Source organism: Rhodophyticola sp. (genome assembly GCF_965284195.1).
Lineage (GTDB): Bacteria > Pseudomonadota > Alphaproteobacteria > Rhodobacterales > Rhodobacteraceae > Rhodophyticola.
This window is the reverse complement of sequence record NZ_CBDIRM010000001.1, coordinates 2,826,830-2,846,283: the sequence shown is the minus strand read 5'-3', so window position 1 is coordinate 2,846,283 and position 19,454 is coordinate 2,826,830. Positions and strand designations below refer to the sequence as shown.

The following is a 19,454-nucleotide window of genomic DNA, read 5'->3' as shown; positions in this document are numbered from 1 at the left end:
CCATCTTTCTGCAGGGACGGCTTATTTCGTTGAAAAACTCATCGTTGATTGAGACGTAATTCGCTGGTTCAATCGCCTCAACGAGCCGGGGCATTGGCGATGATGGGACCTAAGCAAGAAGCGCAGGCGGCACTGTTCTACGAGTTCTCGCTGGAAGATTGAGCTGGTCCCGGAAAACTGGACAGTGAGCTAAGGTGTATCCCAACGACGAAGGGATATGACGATGGCGCGGAAGCGACGGAAGTTTACGGATCATTTCAAGGCCCAGGTGGCGCTGGAAGCGCTGCGTGGTGACAGGACGGTGCAGGAGATCGCGGGCGCGGCACGGGCTGCTGCCGACACAGGTGAGTGCCTGGAAGAAGCAGGCAATGGAGGGCCTGTCGGATGTGTTCGCCGGAAAGGCGGGTGGCGCGGTGGACCGAGAAGCGGAGCTGAAGGATCTGCACGCCAAGATCGGGAGGTTGGCGGTGGAGAACGATTTTTTAGCCAAAGGGCTCAAGACATGAGCCCCTGCCGTCGCAAGAATATCGTCCAGCCCGATCATCCGCAGCTCAGCCTGAGCGCGCAGTGCCGCATCCTGGGGATCAGCCGGTCGTCGCTGTATTATCGACCCGTGCCGGTTCGCGACGACACGCTGGCATTGATGAAGTCGATCGACCGGTTGTTCACGGCCTATCCGTTCTTCGGTAGCCGACAAATGGTTGCGATGCTTAAGCGTGACGGCCTGTCGGTCGGGCGGCACCGGATCCGGCGGCTGATGCGTCGAATGGGGTTGGAGGCGGTCTATCGCAGGCCAAAGACCAGCCAACCTCACCCGGCGCATCCGATCCATCCCTACCTGCTGCGGACCATGACCATCGACCGCCCGAACCAGGTCTGGTGTGCTGACATCACGTTCGTTCCAGTCAGCCGTGGCTACCTTTACGTTGTGGCGATCATGGATTGGGCGACGCGCAAGGTGCTGTCTTGGCGGCTTTCGAACACGATGCACGCGGACTTCTGCGTCGAGGCGCTGAACGAGGCGATCCGTCGCCATGGCCCGCCCGAGATCGTGAATACCGACCAAGGTAGCCAGTTCACCGGGTCAGCGTGGATCACGACTCTGACCGAGGCCGGGGTGCGGATCAGCATGGACGGCCGCGGCCGCTGCATGGACAACATCTTCATTGAACGGCTTTGGCGATCGATGAAATATGAAGCCGTCTACCTTCAGGATATCGCGGATGGCTTCGAGGCTGGGCGGGTCGTCGACAGTTGGATCGACTTCTACAACCGCCAGCGCCCGCACTCGGCACTTGGTCTGAGGACCCCCGATGAGGCATACTTAGTGAGGATCGAACTGACGAAAGCGGCCTGAGTACACAACCCGATATACCTTAGCAGGGCCGAGAAACTGTGCAGGATACTAGGACCAGCTCAATATCCGGGATTCCAACGATTTCCTTCGGGTGGATCCTTGCCGCCCTCATCGTGTTTTCCGTTCTGGCGCGGGTTTATGTCCTGGCCAACCCAGGTTGAGGCCAGCGGAGCCTGCCCCCTTACTTCAATAGCGGCCCGGTGTGATCAAGATAGGCAGGATCGAAATCTGCCAGTGTAACCAGACGATCATAATCGTCAAACGTCACCTGACCATCCCGGAATGTGACATATCCGGCCTCTCTCAGCTTTCGCAGGACACGATTGACGTGAACAGCGCTCAGCCCCAATGCATCGGCGAGATGATATTGCGTCAATGGACAGGCATAGCCCGCTTTGCTTCCCATCCCGACCAGCGCCAACCTGGCACCAAGCTCGAGCAGGAAATGCGCCATGCGCGCGTCCGCGTCGCGTCGTCCAAGCCCAACCAGATGTTCGACCACCATCGCCTCATCCCGGGACACGGCCCAGAGGATGGCTGTGGCAAGCCGCGGGGTCTGCTCGAAAGCCTCCAGAAGATCGCTGACCAACACTTCCGCTGCCTCAATCTCGGCGATGGGCTCGATGCTATGGTCCGAGGTATGAAGCAGAACACTGCGCAACCCCAGGAAATCCCCCGGTATTTGAAAATCGACGATCTGGCGCGACCCATCGGGCTGGATCTTGTAGGAACAAACCCAGCCTGCTGCCAGGATATAGGCCGCCTGTTCCGACTGTCCTTGATGAACAAGGTCGCGACCGCCGACGAAGGACCTGCGGCGCTGGTGCAGACGTTCCAGAACACCAAGCTCCTTCTCCGACAACGCAACGAAGGCGGAGAGCTTTCGGGTGAGTGGACTGCTTTCGATGGCGTTCAATGGCCCCTCCCGAAGCGGCGAGGAATTCTTGACGAAGACGGCGCAGGGACTGCTTTCGATCAGTCCCGCATACCGCGATTCCTGCGAGGATGGTTTAGCTAATCAGGCTCGCGCTTCATCCTGATCGAATATCTGCAGGAAGGAAGGCCCGCAATGTCCAACCAAACAGATTATTCAGGAATGGCAGCCCTTTCGATCTGCGAGGCACTTCTGCTTGCCATCAACGATCACAAGCTGCTTCCGGAACGCGAGACAGTTGGGGTTCTCCGCGACGCAGCGGCGACCCATGAGAACGCCGTCGGGTCTGATGCAGAAAAGGAAATGCATCAGGTCGTCGCCGGGCTGATCAACCGGATCATTGTTGGCGGCAACTTGGCGCGTCGCTCGTGATGGAAGCGGTTGTCGCCCGTCAAGACCCCTCCGAACGGGGCTCTGCCGCATATGCGTCGATGACTTAGCCGTGTGACCCGTTTTTCAGGAAGGATCACCTCGCAAGCGGGGCCAGATCTGATGATCGGCAATTGCGTCGGCCACCAAACCGACAACTTTTATCCAGGGAGATGAGAAAATGTCCAAAGGTGACAAAAGACGCGGCAACCGAGAAGTGAAGAAACCGAAAAAGCTCAAAGAAAAAATCGTTGCTGCGGTCGACTTTGCCAGGGGCAAAGCACCGGTCAATATCGGCCAGACCAAGAAGAAGTAATCTTATTGAAAGCTTAGCACAGAGTTCTGGCAATGGCGTGGCGTCTCAAGTTCAAAGACCGGTTTTTTTGAATGGTACGCCGCTGCGTCCAGCGTTTGGGCCGCAGGGATGCCTGCTCAGCTGGTTTTCTGTTTATTCGGTGAAACACTTGGAGACCTGCTCTCCGCGCATCGCGATACATGCCCGCCAGACTCAGATGTTGAATGGTCATTGTCTTAGGGGCCTGCACATCACGTCACGAGGCCAGCGCCCTCGCATCCGAAAACGACAGCAGTCTGTGGCTCCCCAGATAGTGTCTTCGAACTGATGTTGGACGGAGAAAAACCACATCCCCGCGACCGCGGCCAATAGCATCGTTGGCAGGAACACGAACAGCAGCACATCCCAGCCGCCCAGCCAGCCGTTCGCGCAAAGCACAGCTGCGATAGAGGTGTTGGTCGCCATCGCGCTGAACCAGTATCGCCAGCCCGATCGCATCACGCTGACCGGCAGCCGATTCCGCAGAAAACGTGCAGAAAGGGACCATACCTTTTGAAAGAGTGGGATGGCCGGTGACCCTGGGGCACCGGCCATTTAAATCAACGACGACCGTTCATCATCCAAGCGGCGCATTCCTCGCCCAATTCGGCAATGGACCGGGCCTCGTAGGCAGCACTGTCGGCGGCAGGCAGGCTTGCTTGCCAACGGCCATTCGTGCCCTTGTTGATGAAGGTCGCCCCGCCGCCCTCCCAAAGTGCCCCTCCCATCGGGGCCATGGCATCGGCGTTCGCCTTCATGTGATCGAATGAGCAATGATCAAGGATCGCGTCCCAGTTGGTCGGGGCTATATCCAGAAAGCCGGCCATCCGCCGGATCTCGCCGTCCATATCGGCCTTCAGGTCGTTGAAATGCACCATCAGCACATTGGGCAGGTCGCGGACCGCCCACCAGCTACGCATGTTCTCCCAAAGAGACCAGAACGGATAGCCATCCCCATCAAGCCATTCGCGGAAGTAGGCGACCGGATCTTCGGGCGCGCGGTCCAACGCAGGGCCGACGCGGCCGGGCGTGTCGTTGATGACGGAAAAGAACTGGTCATTCGCGTTGTAATGGTGGTTGTGCAGGCTCCACATCAGGTCACGACCGTCGCGGGCGACATAAACGTATTTGACCTTGGGCGAGAAGACGAGCGCATCGACGGGCAGATGCGTTTTGAGAAACCGCCGATGCGTCTGTGCCTCAAGCATCGGTAACTTCACTTCCGGCGGAGGCACACGCAGATCGACCCAAGGACTGACTTGTCCCATCGCAGGTTCGGTGCGCCCATCGAAAATGAGCTGGCCGATGATCTGCTGTGTCCACGTCGTGCCTGCCTTGGCGTAGCTTGCCACGATGATATCATCATCACGAAAAGTGAAACTGTCCCAGATTGTTGAATCCATGTGGTGATTTTGAATATCGCGGATTTTGTGTGGGGCTTTTTGTGTGGTTATTGTGTCCATCTTCCTTCTCCCTGTTTTTGGAATTCCGAGGAATGACCACTACGATATTGAGCGGGCCACCTGCGGCCTATCCATCAAGGTTGAGAACCATTCTGCATTTTTGCAGAGCCATGCTATTCTTGGGTTATGTATGACTGGAGTGACATCCGCATCTTCCTGGCAGTGGCGCGCGAAGGCTCAACACTGGCTGCGTCCCGACAGCTGAATATCAACAACACAACCGTCAGCCGACGTATTCAGGCGCTGGAGCATGGGTTGCAACTGACCCTGTTCATGCGTGACACCCGTGGATATTCCCTAACGCCGCAAGGCAAGGCATTGCTGGCAAGGGCGGAGACGCTGGAACAGGCCTCTCTCGACATTGCAGCCGAAGCCGAGCGTCTCAATCGCGATGTGTCCGGTGTCATCCGCGTGACTGCACCCGAGGCGCTGATGACGCATATTATCAGCCCAATCATGATGGCGTACCGAACCCTCCACGCCGAGGTGAGGTTCGAGAACCTCTCAGCAGAAACGCAGGTCAGTCTCGAACGCGGGGATGCGGACATTGCCTTTCGGGCGACAGATGCAGTGGCCGGCGATACGCTGATCGCCCGTCGCCTGCCGGATATCACCTGGTCTGCCTATTGCTCCACAGACTATATCGCGACCCATGGTATGCCGGAGAAAATGGAAGACCTACGAAGCCACGCGATTGTCAGCTTTGGCAAAGAAATTGCGCATTTGGGGTTCGTCAAATGGTTCGTATCGCATACCAGCGAAGACAAGATCGTAGCCACCTGCAATTCTGTTCCCAACATGGCTGGTATGATCCGAGCCGGCGTTGGAGTCGGGCTGCTGTGGACCGGGAGCGGCGACCCGTTACCAGATCTTGTCCGCTGCTTCCCGCCACCCCCGGAACTCGACACGCCGTGGTGGTTGGTTGCATCGCAAGAGGCGCACAGCTTGCTTCGCGTGCGCAGTTTCATGGACTTCGCCGCCGACAAAATCGATGAAGAGCGTTACGGATTACGCAAAAAAGGTGAGGAACGCGGCGGCTTGCATTGAGCAAATCCGGCGGTGGTCCATCGAGTTAGTTCCTGAAGTCAAACGCCGAAACCAGTCGTTGGCGCTGGTGCAGCGAAAGCCGGCTTCGTCTCGCATCCTGTGAGTTCACGCAGAGCGCGGCGAATGCTTGGTCTCGCACATCGGGCGGCAAAAACGGTTCTCTGATTGCGGCTATGTCAAGTGGGATAGCGATCTGTCCGTTCGGGATCATGGTTCTCTCCGAGGTCGTGCTTTGCGCCTCATGATGGTGTTCGGTGGTGGATCGTCTCCAATGTCGTTTGCGGGGTGGGCAAGCGAGCCTGCGCCCCAACCGTTTTTACGAGATCGATCTACCTCCGTCCTGTCGGGACTTCGCTTCCCGCCTTCTCTGCGGCGGAAATACAGATCAGGCAGCGGCCTCCTTTGTCCATTGATAGTCCGCGCCAGATTTCCAGATCGTCAGCATCAGGACTGCAATCTTGCGCGCTGTTGCGACTGCGGCCTTTCGGTACCCGCGTCGTCCGGCCAGTCGTACTGCCCATGATTTCAGTGGTGAGAAACGCTTCACTCGCCGGATCAAGCAGGACGCCGCCTCGAACAGCAGTCCGCGCATCGTCCCGTCTCCGCACTTTGACACCCGTCCCGACCAATCCATTTCACGAGATTGATGCCGCTTTGGTGTGAGCTCGAGGAACGCGCCAACATCAGATGCCCGGCTGAACCGGTTTGGATCATCGACCAAGGCAATGAAACTGAGCGCGTTCACCGGTCCGACGCCCGGGATGGTCATCAAACGGCGCGCGACGGGGTGCGCCTTAGCTTTTCTCTTCACGGCTTTGTCGAGTTCATCAGCCGCTTGGCACAGGGTCGAAGGGGCCGCGATGAAGCCATCAGCGATCGTGCGCAGGATCGGATCAGTCTCTCCAGCTGCTGCGAGTTGATCGCGGAACGCCTGTCTCTGTCGACCCTGACCAATGCCGATCATGCGGATGCCGAAGGTTTTCAGGACGCCCCGGATGTGTCCCTCCAAGTCCTTGCGCAAACGGATCAGACGCTCGCGCGCGCCAATCAGGCTGCTGAGCCGATCGGCTTCTTCGCTACGGATATGGACCGGGGTAAACCAGTTGGTGCGCGCAAGCTGCGCCAAGCCTTCGGCATCGGCGGCATCGGACTTGTTGAGCCGCGCCGACAGGCTCTTGTGCGCTTTGCCGGCATCGATGCATGTGGTGGGAAGGTCAAGCCTCGTCATCGCGCGTTGCAGCCAGATCGAGAGCATCCCGCTCTCATGCACGATCCGGTGCGGAGTTAGCGATCGGTTGCGAAACCAACCTGCCACGCCTTCCGGGTCCGCAGGACAAGCCCCGCGCGTAATGGTCTTGCCATCATGATCGACAACGCAGATCGAAATTTCTTTCAGGGGCACATCCAAACCGGCATAATGTTCCATAGGTCGCTCTCCTCACGGCTTATATCCATGAGGCCAACATACCGGACCTCGTTCGCCACTGGAGAGCGACCGCCGCAATCAGAGCAAGTCATTTATGCCGCCCTGCCTTGCCTTACATGAGATCAGACACATAACCCGGTCAAAAACCCCCGGCAAAATAGAAGGGGTTTTGTCACGTTTTGCGCCTGCTGGTCGTAAGGAGCGGCGAGGTCTACAACGCAGGACGAAGTTGCTGTTCGTTACGTGAAACAGGATGTCTGCTATGAAGTGGGATAGCAAGTAAGCAAGTCAGACAAGAACAATGAACATCAAACGCATTTTGAGCAACGCACGAGGGCGGAGCGATGCCGTCGCGTTTATCCGTACCTGCTGCGGTTCGATTGCTCTATCTGAGCGCCGCTCCTTGCTCCTGCCACCCGACTGCCTGTGCCACCTCACCGGCGTCGAGGTCGTTGCAGGTGCCGGGGCGGCGGGTCTTTATCGGTTCCAGAGCCACGTGGACTGTCGTCGTGCCCCCCGGCAGGCGCACCGGCGCGGACCATGCGCCGTCCGCGCCGTTCGGATCGCCCGCCACCATGCCGCCCATGCGCCGCGCCGCGGCTTCGGCTGCGACGGCGGCGGCCTGGGCTTCGGGCGGCAGGTGCGAAGGACCGCGCCATGCCGGGAGGAACGGCCTCCCGGCGGCCTCGTCGGCCGTGAGCGCAGCGGCGTCGGCCGGCGACAGACGGCCGTACTTGTGCAGGTTGGGCAGGGTGAGCGCGACGGCAGACAGGCGGCACCCGCCGAGATGCGTACTCTCCCAGACCTCCGGCCCATCCGCTGCGCGCTCAAGCGCTTTGTAGAGCGCAAAGCCATACTTTGCGCAGCATCGGTCCTTCACACCGTGCGTGCAGGCAAGCATCACGGGCCGCACCTGCGCCTGCCAGCCCGACAGGTCGCCGACGTCGAGCGCACGGATCACGTCGGGCAGTTCCTCGGTCGCCACCTCGCGGGTCAGTTGTTCGGGATAGAGGAAGAGCCGGTGCCGGCCGGTCGCCTCTCCCTTGCGGTCGATCAGTTGGACGCGGCGGCCGCTCCCGTCCTGCCTCAGGTCGGCGATGGCAGCGGCGAGATCGTCCGACATCCCCGGCGCCTGGAAAATGCGCCGATCCCAGCCGGCCTTGGGCCAGCGCAGCAACAGAATGCGGGACTGGTGCGCCCCTGTGCCAGCCAGCGGTTCGCCAGCGGCGCGCGACAGATCGGTGCAGAAGCTGCGCGGCATTTCTCAGCGAAACCTCGCGCGGAATCTGAGCGGGCCGTGCCGGGCGGCGGCGCCGCAACGCTTGGCCGACCCGATGACTACATGCTGTTTCATGTGGGTCACTCCGTTGATCCCGAGCGGGGTAGTGCCATCATGATCTCTTCCTTTCATAATTCTTTACTAAAGTAGTCAGATATGGAAGGTTCGACAAGATTGGTCAGCCGTCGCCAACCGATTCACGATCCGTATGAGGAAGGCGACGTATGTCGGAGGCGTGCCGGGACGGCATTCAGGCAATCAATGAAAAGGCGTATGGTGAGATCGCGGCCCCGCGTTTGGCCGTCCGCGGCGTGTCCATAGGCTATGGCGGCCCGCCTGTCGTTCGGGGGCTCGACCTTGAGGTGCCCAACGGCGCATTGACTGCCATTGTGGGTCCGAACGGGTGCGGTAAATCCACGCTCCTGAAGGCCATGGCGCGCGTGCTGCCCGTTACGAGGGGTGAGGTGCTGCTGGAAGGGAGACCCGTGCACCGCAGGCCGACGCGCGAGGTGGCGACGCGCATGGCGTTGCTGCCGCAGGGGCCTGTTGCGCCAGAGGGGCTGCGCGTGCGCGAACTGGTCGCGCAGGGACGTTTCCCGCACCAGACTCTCCTGCGCCAATGGTCGCGAGAGGATGCGAGCGCCGTGGCCACGGCGATGAAGGCGGCGGACGTTGATGTCTTCGCGGACCGGCCCGTGGCGTCACTCTCGGGCGGTCAGCGCCAACGGTGTTGGATCGCGATGGTGCTGGCGCAGAACACGCCGATCCTCCTGCTCGACGAGCCGACGACCTTCCTCGACCTTCGTATCCAGGTGGAGATTATGGGGCTGCTGACGCGCATCTCCCGCGAAGAGGGGCGAACTCTCGTCGTCGTGCTGCACGAGCTGAACGTGGCTGCCGCCTTCGCTGACCGCATGGTGATGATGAAAGACGGCGCGATCCACGCCGAGGGCCCGCCGTCGGAGGTTTTTACCGAACGCAACCTCGCCGAGGTATTTAGCCTTGCGGCACGCGTCCTCACCGACCCCGAAAGCGGCCGTCCGGTCTGCGTGCCGTTGTTGCCTGGCGTGCCGAGCCTGCGCGCTGCTGCCGAATGATCGCGCTTGTTCGACACGGTCGGGTGCCCGCTTACGGGCTCGCGCTGGCACTCCTTGCGCTTGTTTTCGGCTGGCACATCTCGGTGGGCGCCAAGGCGATTCCGCTTGGTACCGTGGCCGAGGCTTTGCTCACCTATGACAACACCACATTCGATCATGTCGTGATCCGCGACCTTCGCCTGCCGCGCGCGGCCATCGCGGTTATGGTCGGCGCGGCGCTGGCGGTCGCGGGCGCGTTGATGCAAGGGGTCACGCGCAACCCGCTGGCCGATCCCGGGCTGTTGGGGCTTCTGGCGGGGGCCTCCTTTGCCGTGGTGATCCTGCACGGTTTCCTCGGCATCGGGGGGCCGGGCGTCATCCCTCTGTTCGCGGCGCTCGGCGCGCTTGCAGGTGCCGTTATCGTCTGGGGAATCGCCATCTCTGCCCCCGGCGGAGCGACGCCGCTGACGCTGGTTCTTGCGGGCGCGGCGGTGACGGCCTTTTTGGGCGCACTCATCTCGATGGCGCATCTCATCGACGAGGACTCGTTTGAGAACCTGCGCGTCTGGCTGACCGGTACATTGGCCGGGCGCCGCACCGAGACGGCGCTCTGGGCGCTGCCCTGGACGCTGGCGGGGCTGGCCGTCGCTTTCGGCGCCGCGCGGCAGGTTACGGTACTGGCCATGGGCGAAGAGGCGGCGACCGGGCTGGGCGTGGATGTGCACAAGCTCCAGGCCGCCATCCTCTTCGCCGTCGTCGCGCTGACGGCATCGGCGGTGGCGGTTGCTGGGCCGCTCGCCTTCGTGGGCCTGGTGATTCCGCATGTCGTCCGGTTCTTCGTCGGCCACGACTACCGCGCGGTGGTCCCGTGGTCGGCGCTGGCGGGGGCGATCTACATGCTGGTGGCGGACATCGCCGCGCGGCTGGTGCTAGCGCCGGTGGAGATATCCACGGGCCTCGTCACCGCGATCCTGGGCGCGCCGGTCTTCGTCTGGCTGGTGAGGGCCCGGCTATGAGCGAGACCGTGATCGAGCGGCTGGACGGCTGGGTCACCTACCGCCTGCCGGTGCGCGCGCTGACCATCGTCACACTCCTGCTGCTGGCGAGCCTCACGGTGCTGCTGGGCGCGCTCATGTCGGGCAGCTTCCCGTTGACCGCATGGCAGTCGGTCGCGACGCTCTTCGGCGCGGCCCCGTCGGATACGGCGACGACCGTGGTGTGGGAGTTCCGGTTTCCGCGCGCGCTGGTCTCTGCGCTGTCCGGCGCGCTTTTGGCGTTGTCGGGGGCGGTCCTGCAGACGGTCACGCGCAATGTGCTTGCTGACCCCTCGCTGGTGGGCGTGAGCCAGGGCGCGGGCCTCGCGGTCGTCTCAACCATGATCGCCTTCCCCCAGACCCCCATCGCACTGCGCCCGATCCTCGCCTTCGGCGGCGCGCTCGTGGTCGCGGCCCTGATCCAGTGGATCGCCATGCGCCGGACGGGTGGGGCGACGATGCGCTTCATCCTGACGGGGATCGGCGTCGCGGCCTTCATCTCGGCCTGCACCCAGGCGTTGCTGACCTATGGCGACATCGACCGGGCGCTGGCGGCCCTGGGCTGGCTCGCGGGGTCGGTCCATGCGGCGGGCTGGGGGGAGGTTGCGTATCTCACGCTGGGCCTTTTCGCCATGACGCCGGTGTTGTTCTGGGCCGCGCGCCCGCTCGCCGCGCTGCGCATGGGGCCCGAGACCGCGGCGGGGCTCGGCGCAGCCGTCCGGCGCGACCGGATGATCCTCATCACCCTTTCTGTCGCGCTCGCCGCCTTTGCGGTGGCCGCCGTCGGTCCGCTAGGCTTCGTCGGTCTCGTCGCGCCGCATGTCGCGCGCCGTCTCGCCCGCTCGGGGCCGGGCCTGCATCTCGCCCTGTCGGCCGCCGCCGGTGCCTTGATGGTGAGCGCGGCCGACCTTCTGGGCCGCACGGCCTTCGCCCCCGTACAGCTTCCGGCGGGCCTTGTGACGGCGGCCATCGGCGCACCCGTGTTCGTCTGGCTTATCCTGCGCGCGCAGGCGCGCTCTCAGATCTGAAAGGATTGCTCATGAGAGGCCTTCTGGCGATCCTTCTCCTTGCCCTGCCAGCGCATGCGCAGGAGATGCGGCCTTATATCGACGACGCCGGCCGTACCGTCGAAATTCCCGTCGCCCCGCAGCGCATCGCGTCGCTGCGGGGCGAGCAGTTCACCACGCCGCTGTGGGAGCTGGGCGCGAACCTCGTGGCTTCGTCGGGCCGTCAGGACGGTGACAAGAATGGCGGCGATCCCTATCCGCGCGGGGCCTTCGACATCTTCGGCATCGACTTCGAGAACACGGATCTTGCCTTTCTGGGCAATCCGAACGCGCCCGACTTCGAGGCGATCGCGGCGGCCCGACCCGACCTCATCCTGATCCCGGACTGGCGCGAGGATGACATCGACCGCCTCAGCGCGGTCGCGCCCACCGTCGTCATCGGTATCTGGAGCAACCCGCTTCTGGAACGCTACCGCAAAATCGCCGACGCAGCCGGAGTGCTGGACGTGTACGAGGCCCGGCTCGCGCAGTTCGAGACGAGCCTGAGCGATGCCCGTGCGGTCGTCGCCGACACCATCCCCGACCCCGCAGACGTGACCATCACCGTCGCCGATGTGTTCGATCGTGAACTCGTCGCATATCGAGACTACGCTGCACTCAGCCATGTCATCCGGGAGCTCGGTTTCGCTACGCCACCCTTCATCCTTGCGCTGGAGGACAGCAACGCCCGCATCAGCCCCGAGCTGCTGCCGGAGATCGATGGGGACTTCCTGATCGGCACTTACAGTATCGCCTTCGGCCAGACACCCACTTCACAGCGCGCGCAGTGGGAGGCGTTGGTCCCGGTCTGGGACGAGGTGCTCCACGCGCCCCGTCACAACCAGCATTTCTTCCTCGACCGTGAGCGTATGCGCGGCGTCAGTTTCGCCGCGCTGGAGACGACCCTCGCGATCCTGCTGAGCCAGGTCGCCACGCGCGACTTCGTCCCGCTCGGCGCCGACTGAGTTCCGAGATCCCGGCAAGCAAGGGCCCCGGTCGGGCCCGAGCCAGCCTCCCAAACCGATGGAGGCACGACATGCTCCGAATTCCCCTCGCCGCGATCCTCGCGGCCCTTGCACTGCCTGCCCTAGCGCAGGATTGCGCCGACGGCCAGCGTGCCTTCGCGCACGGCGCCGGCACGACCTGCATCCCCGAAAACCCGCAGCGGATCGTCACGCTCCATGATCAGAACGGGCTGTTGCCGCTGATGGAGCTGGGTGTCACGCCCGTCGCCAGCTTCGGGCACGTCCAGTCCGACGGTACCCGCATCTTCCGCCGCATGGAGGGCTACGACACGTCGGAGGTCGAATGGATCGGCTCTTATCGCGGCCCCTTCGATGCCGAGGCCGTCGCCGCCATGGAGCCCGATCTCATCGTCGCCGCACCATGGCCGCCGGAGGCGCCGGAGTTGATGGGCGGGATCGCGCCGGTCGTGGTGATCGACATGTTCCAGCAGCCGCTGGAGGACGCGCTGATGCAGTTCGCCGACCTCGTAGGCCGCACCGACCGCGCCGAAGAGCTGCGCGCCGGGTTCGAGGCCAAGGCCGCCGAGACGCGCGACGCGCTGGGCGACAGGCTGGCCGCCACGACCGTTTCGGTCCTCACCTTCGACGAATCCGGGGGGCGTTTCTATCCTGCAAACCCGACACAGGCGCTGGGCATGGTCCTGCGCGCGCTCGACCCCGTGCGCCCCGCGCCGGAACGGGGTCTTGGCTCCGAGCGCGAGTACCGCGCCATGGAGACCGTGGGCGGGCACGAGGCGGATGCGATGCTGCATCTGGTCTACGACGCGGATGACGGCGGCGCCTCTGACAGCCACGCGGCCTTCACCGCGCACCCGCTGGTGCAGGCCATGGCCGTGACGCGGGCCGGTCAGGTCTATCCGCTCGACGGCATCGCCATGGTCGGGTCCGCCTGGGGCAAGGCCGAGAACGGCCTCGACCAGATCGCGACGATCCTTTTGCGCGAGGATCTGGACCGCGACCTCGTGACCGAATGAGCCGCGGCGGCACTTTGGCCAGGCACGCACCAGTAACAGGAGACACCGATGATGCGCATTTCCATCCTTCTCGCCGTCCTCATGGCCCTTCCCGTCACCGCGACGGCGCAGGATTGCGCGGCGGGCACCCGCCCTTTCGACCATCTCGGCGGGATCGCCTGCATCCCAGAGGAGCCGCAACGCATCGTCGGCCTGCACGACCAGCAGGTCACGCTCAACCTGATCGAGATCGGCGCGCCCGTTGTCGGCAGCCATGGCCGCCTTGATGATGGCGGCACGCCCTTCATGCGCTCGGTCGACATCCTGACGGGCCTCGATTTCGAGAACTCAGGCATAGCCTATGTCGGCAGTTTCCAGGCGATGGATTTCGAGGCCATCGCGGCGCTGGCGCCGGACCTCATCATCGGCCGCGAGGTGGATCTGGAGGATCTCGCGAAGTACGAGGCGGTCGCGCCCACGGTCCTCATCGGCTCGGACCCCGCCAACCTCCTGGGGTTTTCGCGCGACGTGGCCGACGCCGCTGGACGTCTGGAGACATGGGAGCGGCTGAGCGCCGCCTACGAGGCGAATGTCGCGCGGGCGCGCACCCTCCTGCCGCAACTCGACGGCATGAGCTACGCCAAGATCCAGGGTTGGGACGGGCAGCTGAACGTCTTCGCGGGGTACGGCGGGCTCACGCATGTCCTGCATGACCTGGGGATGGAGCGCGTTCCATTCGCCCAGACCATGGCGGATCGCGGCGTCGTCTGGGGCGAGGAGGTCAGCGCGGAAATCCTGCCCGAACTCGAGGCGGACTACATCTTCGATACGTACACCATTGCCTATGGCGATACGCTGGCAAGCCCGAGGGAACGGATGGACGGCATCTTTCCCGCCTGGTGCGACGTGCTCACGGCCTGCGCCGAAGGCCGCTACGTGTTGCTGCCGCGAGAGGTCGCAGGCGACACGGCTTTCGCGCAGCTCAACACGCTGTTGCACCTCGTGACCACTCATGCTGCGCGTAACTTGCCGGACCGCTGATCTCGGTGGGCCAGCGCGAGCGGCCCCCCGGTGCATATACTCGAAAGGAGAAACTCATGCTTCGTCCCGCCCTCGCCGCCGCTCTCCTCGCGGCATTTCCCGCCGCCGCAGAGGAGCCCCGCACCGTCACCGACGATCTCGGCCGCACTGTGGAGGTTCCCGCCGACCCCGAGCGCATCGTGGTGCTGCACGACAAGAATCTGGGCACGCCGCTGATCGAACTGGGTGTGATCCCCGTGGGCAGCCACGGGCGCACCACACCGGATGGTACGCCCTTCATCCGCGGCTCGATCCGCGTGACGGGCTACGACTTCGACAATTCCGGGATCAGCTATCTCGGCGGCAACCCGGCCGACGTGGAGGCCGTCGCCGCCGCAGCGCCCGACCTCATCCTCACCTCCACTTGGCAGACCGCGGATGTGGAGCAACTCTCGGCCATCGCGCCGACGGTTGTTCTCGACACGACGGCGCGGCAGACCATCGACGTCTTCCCGCTCCTGGCGGAGGCGACAGGGACGCAGGACGTACTCGACCGGCTCCAGACCCGCTACGAGGCGCAGATCGCACAGCTGCGGCACCTCGTGCCGACCGAAGAGATCACCGTCGCCGTCTTGCAGGGCGTCGAGGGCGAGATCTATGTGCAGCATACCTACTCCGCGCTGGGAAAGGTGCTGCGCGACGCGGGCTTCTCCTTCCCGTCGGCGGTGGACGCGATCCCCGAGGGCACGAGCGAGACCTGGAGCGCCGAGCGCCTGCCCGATCTAGACGCCGATATCGTCTTCCTGACTTACCGCAACGATGCCGGCCAGACGCCCGCCGATGCTGTCGCCGCCATGGAGGCGGTTCTGCCGTCCTTCTGCGAGGTGCTGCATGCCTGCCGTGAGGGACAGATGGTGATCCTGCCGCGCGACGAGGCGACATCGGCCTCCTACGATGCGCTGATGGCGCTCGGCCTTGTCGTGCTTACCGTCACCACCTCGGACGAGATCGTCCGGCGGCCCGAATAGGGGCCGGACGGTGGCCGACCTCCTCATGTCGGCCGCCGCCGCCGTGCCCTTCGTCGGCGACCGGCTCGACCGTGCGCGAAACCAAAAACGGAGACGATATATGAGACACATACCTCTCCTGCTCGTGGCGCTGTCGCTCGCCCCGACCGTCGTTCTGGACATCGACGCCGGTACGATCCTCGACGACGTGGCCAAGGGGATGTTCGGGATGGCGCCGGACGGCGGATCCCAGCCCAACTCCTTCGCTGACCGGCTCGCGCGCGAATGACCGGCTCTGCTCTACCTGCGCCGCCCGCAGGCGCCGCCATCCGCCCGCTCCTCGGGTATCGCGCGCTTGCGCCATTGCGACGGTACCGGCGCATCGTCGCCGTCGTCGCGGGGCTGATCGCGGTGCAGACGGCCGGCACGCTCGCCGGTCCCATGATCGTGCGCGAGATAATCGGCCGGGTGGAGCAGGGGGCCGTAGCCGGGATCGGGCTGCTGGCGCTCTCCGTCGTCGCAGCCTATGCGCTGCGCTCGGCCGCGGCATTCGGCATCTTCCACTACGCCCATGTCGCCGCCTTCCGCACCTGCCACGACACACGCCTCGCGCTCTACGCCCACATTCAGCGCATGGCCCCCGCGTGGTTTGCCCGCCGTCCCTCCGGCGAGGTGGTCGCACGCGTCACCGAGGACAGCTACCGTATCGAGCCGCTGCTGGCCGACAGCGTTGAGGGCTTCGTGACCTCGGCCGTGGTGGGCTTGGGCGTACTCATCGTGATGCTCTTCATCGACCCGGCGCTGGCCTTCGTCGCCGTGGCTCCTCTGCCGGTCGCACTGGCCTATGTGCTCTGGCAGGGCCGCCAGGTCGGGCCGTCCTTCCGCGAAGAGTCCGAACGCGGCGCGGCGCTGGCCGGCACGGTGCAGGACCACGTCGGCGGCATGATCGAGATCCAGGGCTTCGCGCGCGAACGGGCCATGCGCACGCGCCTGTCGCGCGGGTCGCGCGCGCTCGCCCGGCGCGAGATCGCGAACCGCACGCTGATCGGTCGCTTCGATCCGGCCGTGGACGGGGCCACGGGCCTCGCCATCGCGCTTGTCGTCTGGGTGGGCGGCACCGGCCTCGCCTCCGGACGGGTCGAGGTCGCGGACCTGATCGCGGTCCTTCTCTTTGTCACCGCCATCTACCAGCCGCTTTACGTGGTCGTCGGCGCCTCCGAGGCCCTGCACAAGGCGCTCACGGCGATGCGCCGGATCGAGGACGTTCTGGCGACCGCGCCCGAGATCGCCGAGGCGCCCGGTGCTGTGGACCCGCGTCCCGTCCGCGGCGCCATTGCCTTCGAGGACGTGCGCTTCGGCTATGAGGAAGGCGGCGCGGTCCTGCACGGCCTCTCCTTCGCCGTCGCCCCCGGTGAGACCGTCGCCATCGTCGGACCCACCGGCGCGGGCAAGAGCACCGTTGCCGCCCTTCTGTCGCGCTTCCACGATCCGCAAGGGGGCCGTGTCACGCTCGACGGACGCGACCTGCGCGACCTCGCGCTGCGCCCCCTGCGCGAGAGCGTGGCGCGCGTCAGCCAGGACGTGTTTCTCTTCGATGCAACGGTGCGCGAGGTCGTCGCCATGGGCCGCGAGGGGGCGTCGCGGGAGGAGATCCGCGCCGCTCTCGCCGCCGCTGAAGCGCTGTCCTTCGTTGAGGCGCTGCCACAAGGTCTCGATACCCGGGTGGGCGAGCGCGGCGTGCGCCTCTCGGGCGGTCAGAAGCAGCGCCTCTCGGTCGCGCGCGCCGTTCTCAAGGATGCGCCGGTCCTGGTGCTGGACGAGGCGACCTCCGCCATCGACGCCGCCACCGAGGCGCGGCTCCAGGCCACGCTCGACCGGCTCATGGAGGGCCGCACCGCAATCGTCATCGCGCACCGCCTGTCCACCGTGCGCGGCGCCGACCGCATCCTCGTTCTCGACGGCGGGCGCATCGCGGAAGAGGGCACACACATCGACCTTCTTGCTCGCGGGGGTCGCTACGCCGCCCTGGCGCGGGCCCAACTGGGGACAGCGGCGTGACGAGCGCCTGGGCTATCTCTGCTGCTGATGGTCTTGGGAGTGAAAGCAATTGAATGCGGACACTGCATGCTCCCCACCGCACTCGGGGATCCATACCTCCTCATCGAGATATTTGGCCAGATCCGCGCCTCGAAGAACGAGCTGCGATCCCCGAGAAACCTGGACTTTCCCACTATGGTTGCATCTCGACTTCCGAAGCCTCACCGCTCTAGCCGTTCCATCACCTTTTGCGTCCTGTGGTCGGCGGGGAAGTAGCTTTCGACCCTGAGGCCTCCCGCAATCGCATCCATTGCCGTGCCCAACCGGGTCGTGACGGCAAAGATGCTCAGCATCTGATGCCCGATCCTGTAGCGCTCGGCGAAGATGGGTGCGGGCGACGGTCCCCAGCCGGGACTTGCCCAAGCCGGATCGATGGTGCCCCAGCCGACGATCTCCTTGATCAGGGCTGCCAGGCGCGGACCTGCTTGCCCCTCGCGGGCCATGCGCTGCAGGGTCGCGCGGGCGACGTCGCCGAAGTTAACCAGCGCTGCGGCCGTGCCGGCGGGATGGAGCGTCAGCCGGTAGAGGTTCTGTTGCCTGCCCTCATGGGTTCGGTCCCAAAGCTCCGCTGGATCGCCGAAGAGCGACAGGGCGGCGTCAAAAGCCACGTTGGCATCGAGAACGTCACCCACCGCATCGACCAGCACCGCCGGGTACGGCATGTGGCCCTGCAGCACTTGCGCGGCGGCGCTCCGCACGGGCGCCATGGCGGCATCGGTGATCGCTCTTGCCGGGAAGATCGGGGCGAAGCCGGCCTCCGCCATGAAGGCGTTCGCCAGCTCCGGCGCCAGCCGCAGAGCCCGTGCGAGCCGAGCGGCGACGTCGCGGCCGGGCTTCGACCGCCCGCTTTCCAGGAAGCTCAGATGCCGCTGACTGATCCCGGCCTCCATGGCGAGGTCGAGCTGCGACAGACGGCGTTCATGACGCCGAGATTTCAGCATGATCGCGAAGGGCGAGCGCCTGTCCATCGGTTCGATAACCTGGGGGTAATTGCATCCATTACCTTCAAGCTGTGAGATCGGGAAAGATCCGTCAATGGCCGAAGACCGCTCTGCGGTCAGGGCTTCAACAGTTGTCAGAAAGGTACGCAAATGGAGATTGAGCTGAACGGGGCGACCTATCACGTCAGGGAGCATGGCGCGGGGGACAGGACCGTCATCCTCATCCATGGCTGGCCCGACGATGGCGATCTATGGCGGCACCAGGTGGCCGCTCTGGTCGAGGCCGGCTACCGCGTGCTCGCGCCGGACCTTCTGGGCTTCGGCAAGAGCGAGCGGCATCCGGACACTGGCCGCTATACCGGCGCGCGCCTTGCCGCCGATCTGCTTTTGATGATGGACAGGATGGACATTGCCCGCGCCCATCTGGTCGCCCATGACTGGGGCGCGGTGGTCGGGTGGGAGATGGTGGCGTCGGCCCCGCAGCGGTTCGCGTCCTATGCTGCCCTGTCGGTCGGCCATAGCGGGGCGCTGTTCGATCTCGACCATGGCAAGCTGAGCAACCTCTGGTACTTCCTGCTCGCCCAGACCGAACTGGCGCCGGAACTGTTTAGGGCGAGCGACGGGGCTTTCATGCGGTTCTTTCTCGCCGGCCATCCGCAGCGCGATGCCATCGCAGATCGCATGGTGGCCGAGCCGGACTATCTGCAGGCCATGCGGCGGATCGAACTGGCGCATCCCGTGGCCGAGATCCTGCTCGCCGCGCTGACGGGCCAGCTGCCGGAGCCGGTGCCCGTCACCGTGCCCACGCTCGGCCTCTGGGGCGCGCAGGACGAGCTCATGTGGCGACCGCAGATCGCGGACTCCGAACGGTTCATGGAGGCGGAATGGCAGTTCGAGCAGGTCGATGAGGCCGGCCACTGGCTGATGCTCGATCAGCCCGACAGGGTGACCGGGCTTCTGATGGACTGGATGGAGGGGCACGCCTGATCTGCCCTCTCGCAAGCGACTTGTCGCTAATGACCTGCAACAGCCAACCACTTCCGAGA

18 protein-coding genes and 1 pseudogene are annotated in these 19,454 nt (G+C 64.4%); 14 read left to right on the top strand and 5 right to left on the bottom strand.

All coding sequences use genetic code 11. The annotated features are described in order from the left end of the window. The first annotated feature begins 223 nt into the window (after window positions 1–223). Window positions 224–1,357: pseudogene (locus ACQ651_RS14255) on the top strand (IS3 family transposase). A 181-nt stretch (window positions 1,358–1,538) separates the two neighbouring features. Here the strand turns inward: ACQ651_RS14255 and ACQ651_RS14250 are convergent. Further along, window positions 1,539–2,273, bottom strand: a complete 735-nt coding sequence (locus ACQ651_RS14250; protein ID WP_430449616.1) for a Crp/Fnr family transcriptional regulator — start codon at window positions 2,271–2,273, stop codon at window positions 1,539–1,541. Window positions 2,274–2,426: 153 nt separating this feature from the next. Between ACQ651_RS14250 and ACQ651_RS14245 the strand changes: the two genes are divergently transcribed. Continuing rightward, window positions 2,427–2,663 (top strand): hypothetical protein, encoded by a 237-nt coding sequence (locus tag ACQ651_RS14245; protein WP_227288051.1) that lies wholly within the window; start codon window positions 2,427–2,429, stop codon window positions 2,661–2,663. A gap of 178 nt (window positions 2,664–2,841) precedes the next feature. Beyond that, window positions 2,842–2,976, top strand: a complete 135-nt coding sequence (locus ACQ651_RS14240) for a hypothetical protein (protein WP_286193636.1) — start codon at window positions 2,842–2,844, stop codon at window positions 2,974–2,976. Between the two features lie 578 nt (window positions 2,977–3,554). On the opposite strand, the gene ACQ651_RS14235 is transcribed toward ACQ651_RS14240, so the two are convergent. Further along, entirely contained in the window at window positions 3,555–4,457 is a 903-nt protein-coding gene (locus ACQ651_RS14235) for a sulfotransferase domain-containing protein (protein ID WP_430449615.1), read from the bottom strand. Between the two features lie 126 nt (window positions 4,458–4,583). On the opposite strand from ACQ651_RS14235, the gene ACQ651_RS14230 reads away from it, so the two are divergent. Continuing rightward, window positions 4,584–5,504 (top strand): LysR family transcriptional regulator, encoded by a 921-nt coding sequence (locus ACQ651_RS14230; RefSeq protein WP_430449614.1) that lies wholly within the window; start codon window positions 4,584–4,586, stop codon window positions 5,502–5,504. A 385-nt stretch (window positions 5,505–5,889) separates the two neighbouring features. On the opposite strand, the gene ACQ651_RS14225 is transcribed toward ACQ651_RS14230, so the two are convergent. Both ACQ651_RS14225 and ACQ651_RS14220 read right to left on the bottom strand, forming a co-directional pair. Then, window positions 5,890–6,930, bottom strand: coding sequence for an IS110 family transposase (locus ACQ651_RS14225; protein ID WP_430449613.1), 1,041 nt, complete (start codon window positions 6,928–6,930; stop codon window positions 5,890–5,892). 385 nt (window positions 6,931–7,315) lie between these two features. Beyond that, window positions 7,316–8,191, bottom strand: a complete 876-nt coding sequence (locus tag ACQ651_RS14220) for a sucrase ferredoxin (protein WP_430449612.1) — start codon at window positions 8,189–8,191, stop codon at window positions 7,316–7,318. Window positions 8,192–8,433: 242 nt separating this feature from the next. Here ACQ651_RS14220 and ACQ651_RS14215 point away from each other — a divergent pair, with 242 nt between their 5' ends. The 9 genes from ACQ651_RS14215 (at window position 8,434) to ACQ651_RS14175 (ending at window position 17,428) form a co-directional block, all read left to right on the top strand. Further along, a complete protein-coding gene (locus ACQ651_RS14215) occupies window positions 8,434–9,306 on the top strand; it encodes an ABC transporter ATP-binding protein (RefSeq protein WP_430449611.1) in 873 nt (290 codons plus the stop codon). Next, window positions 9,303–10,301 carry a FecCD family ABC transporter permease gene (locus ACQ651_RS14210; RefSeq protein ID WP_430449610.1) on the top strand — a complete coding sequence of 333 codons (999 nt, stop codon included), beginning with the start codon at window positions 9,303–9,305 and terminating at the stop codon, window positions 10,299–10,301. The genes ACQ651_RS14215 and ACQ651_RS14210 overlap by 4 nt, the downstream gene beginning before the upstream one ends. Beyond that, window positions 10,298–11,347 carry a FecCD family ABC transporter permease gene (locus ACQ651_RS14205; protein ID WP_227286938.1) on the top strand — a complete coding sequence of 350 codons (1,050 nt, stop codon included), beginning with the start codon at window positions 10,298–10,300 and terminating at the stop codon, window positions 11,345–11,347. Before ACQ651_RS14210 ends, ACQ651_RS14205 begins: the two co-directional genes overlap by 4 nt. Window positions 11,348–11,358: 11 nt before the next feature. Next, a complete protein-coding gene (locus ACQ651_RS14200) occupies window positions 11,359–12,330 on the top strand; it encodes an ABC transporter substrate-binding protein (protein WP_227286937.1) in 972 nt (323 codons plus the stop codon). 71 nt (window positions 12,331–12,401) lie between these two features. Further along, a complete protein-coding gene (locus ACQ651_RS14195; protein WP_227286936.1) occupies window positions 12,402–13,364 on the top strand; it encodes an ABC transporter substrate-binding protein in 963 nt (320 codons plus the stop codon). Between the two features lie 48 nt (window positions 13,365–13,412). After that, window positions 13,413–14,384 carry an ABC transporter substrate-binding protein gene (locus ACQ651_RS14190; RefSeq protein WP_227286935.1) on the top strand — a complete coding sequence of 324 codons (972 nt, stop codon included), beginning with the start codon at window positions 13,413–13,415 and terminating at the stop codon, window positions 14,382–14,384. A 56-nt stretch (window positions 14,385–14,440) separates the two neighbouring features. After that, window positions 14,441–15,391 carry an ABC transporter substrate-binding protein gene (locus ACQ651_RS14185; RefSeq protein ID WP_227286934.1) on the top strand — a complete coding sequence of 317 codons (951 nt, stop codon included), beginning with the start codon at window positions 14,441–14,443 and terminating at the stop codon, window positions 15,389–15,391. 100 nt (window positions 15,392–15,491) lie between these two features. After that, on the top strand, window positions 15,492–15,659 hold the full coding sequence (locus tag ACQ651_RS14180; protein ID WP_375551428.1) for a hypothetical protein: 168 nt from the start codon (window positions 15,492–15,494) through the stop codon (window positions 15,657–15,659). After that, the gene (locus tag ACQ651_RS14175) at window positions 15,656–17,428 is read left to right on the top strand and encodes an ABC transporter ATP-binding protein (RefSeq protein WP_430449609.1); all 1,773 of its coding nucleotides are present in this window, start codon (window positions 15,656–15,658) and stop codon (window positions 17,426–17,428) included. The genes ACQ651_RS14180 and ACQ651_RS14175 overlap by 4 nt, the downstream gene beginning before the upstream one ends. A gap of 200 nt (window positions 17,429–17,628) precedes the next feature. On the opposite strand, the gene ACQ651_RS14170 is transcribed toward ACQ651_RS14175, so the two are convergent. Beyond that, the gene (locus ACQ651_RS14170; protein WP_430449608.1) at window positions 17,629–18,435 is read right to left on the bottom strand and encodes a helix-turn-helix domain-containing protein; all 807 of its coding nucleotides are present in this window, start codon (window positions 18,433–18,435) and stop codon (window positions 17,629–17,631) included. A gap of 123 nt (window positions 18,436–18,558) precedes the next feature. Between ACQ651_RS14170 and ACQ651_RS14165 the strand changes: the two genes are divergently transcribed. Next, window positions 18,559–19,395: an alpha/beta fold hydrolase gene (locus tag ACQ651_RS14165; RefSeq protein ID WP_430449607.1), complete on the top strand. Its 837-nt coding sequence runs from the start codon at window positions 18,559–18,561 to the stop codon at window positions 19,393–19,395. Window positions 19,396–19,454 lie beyond the last annotated feature (59 nt).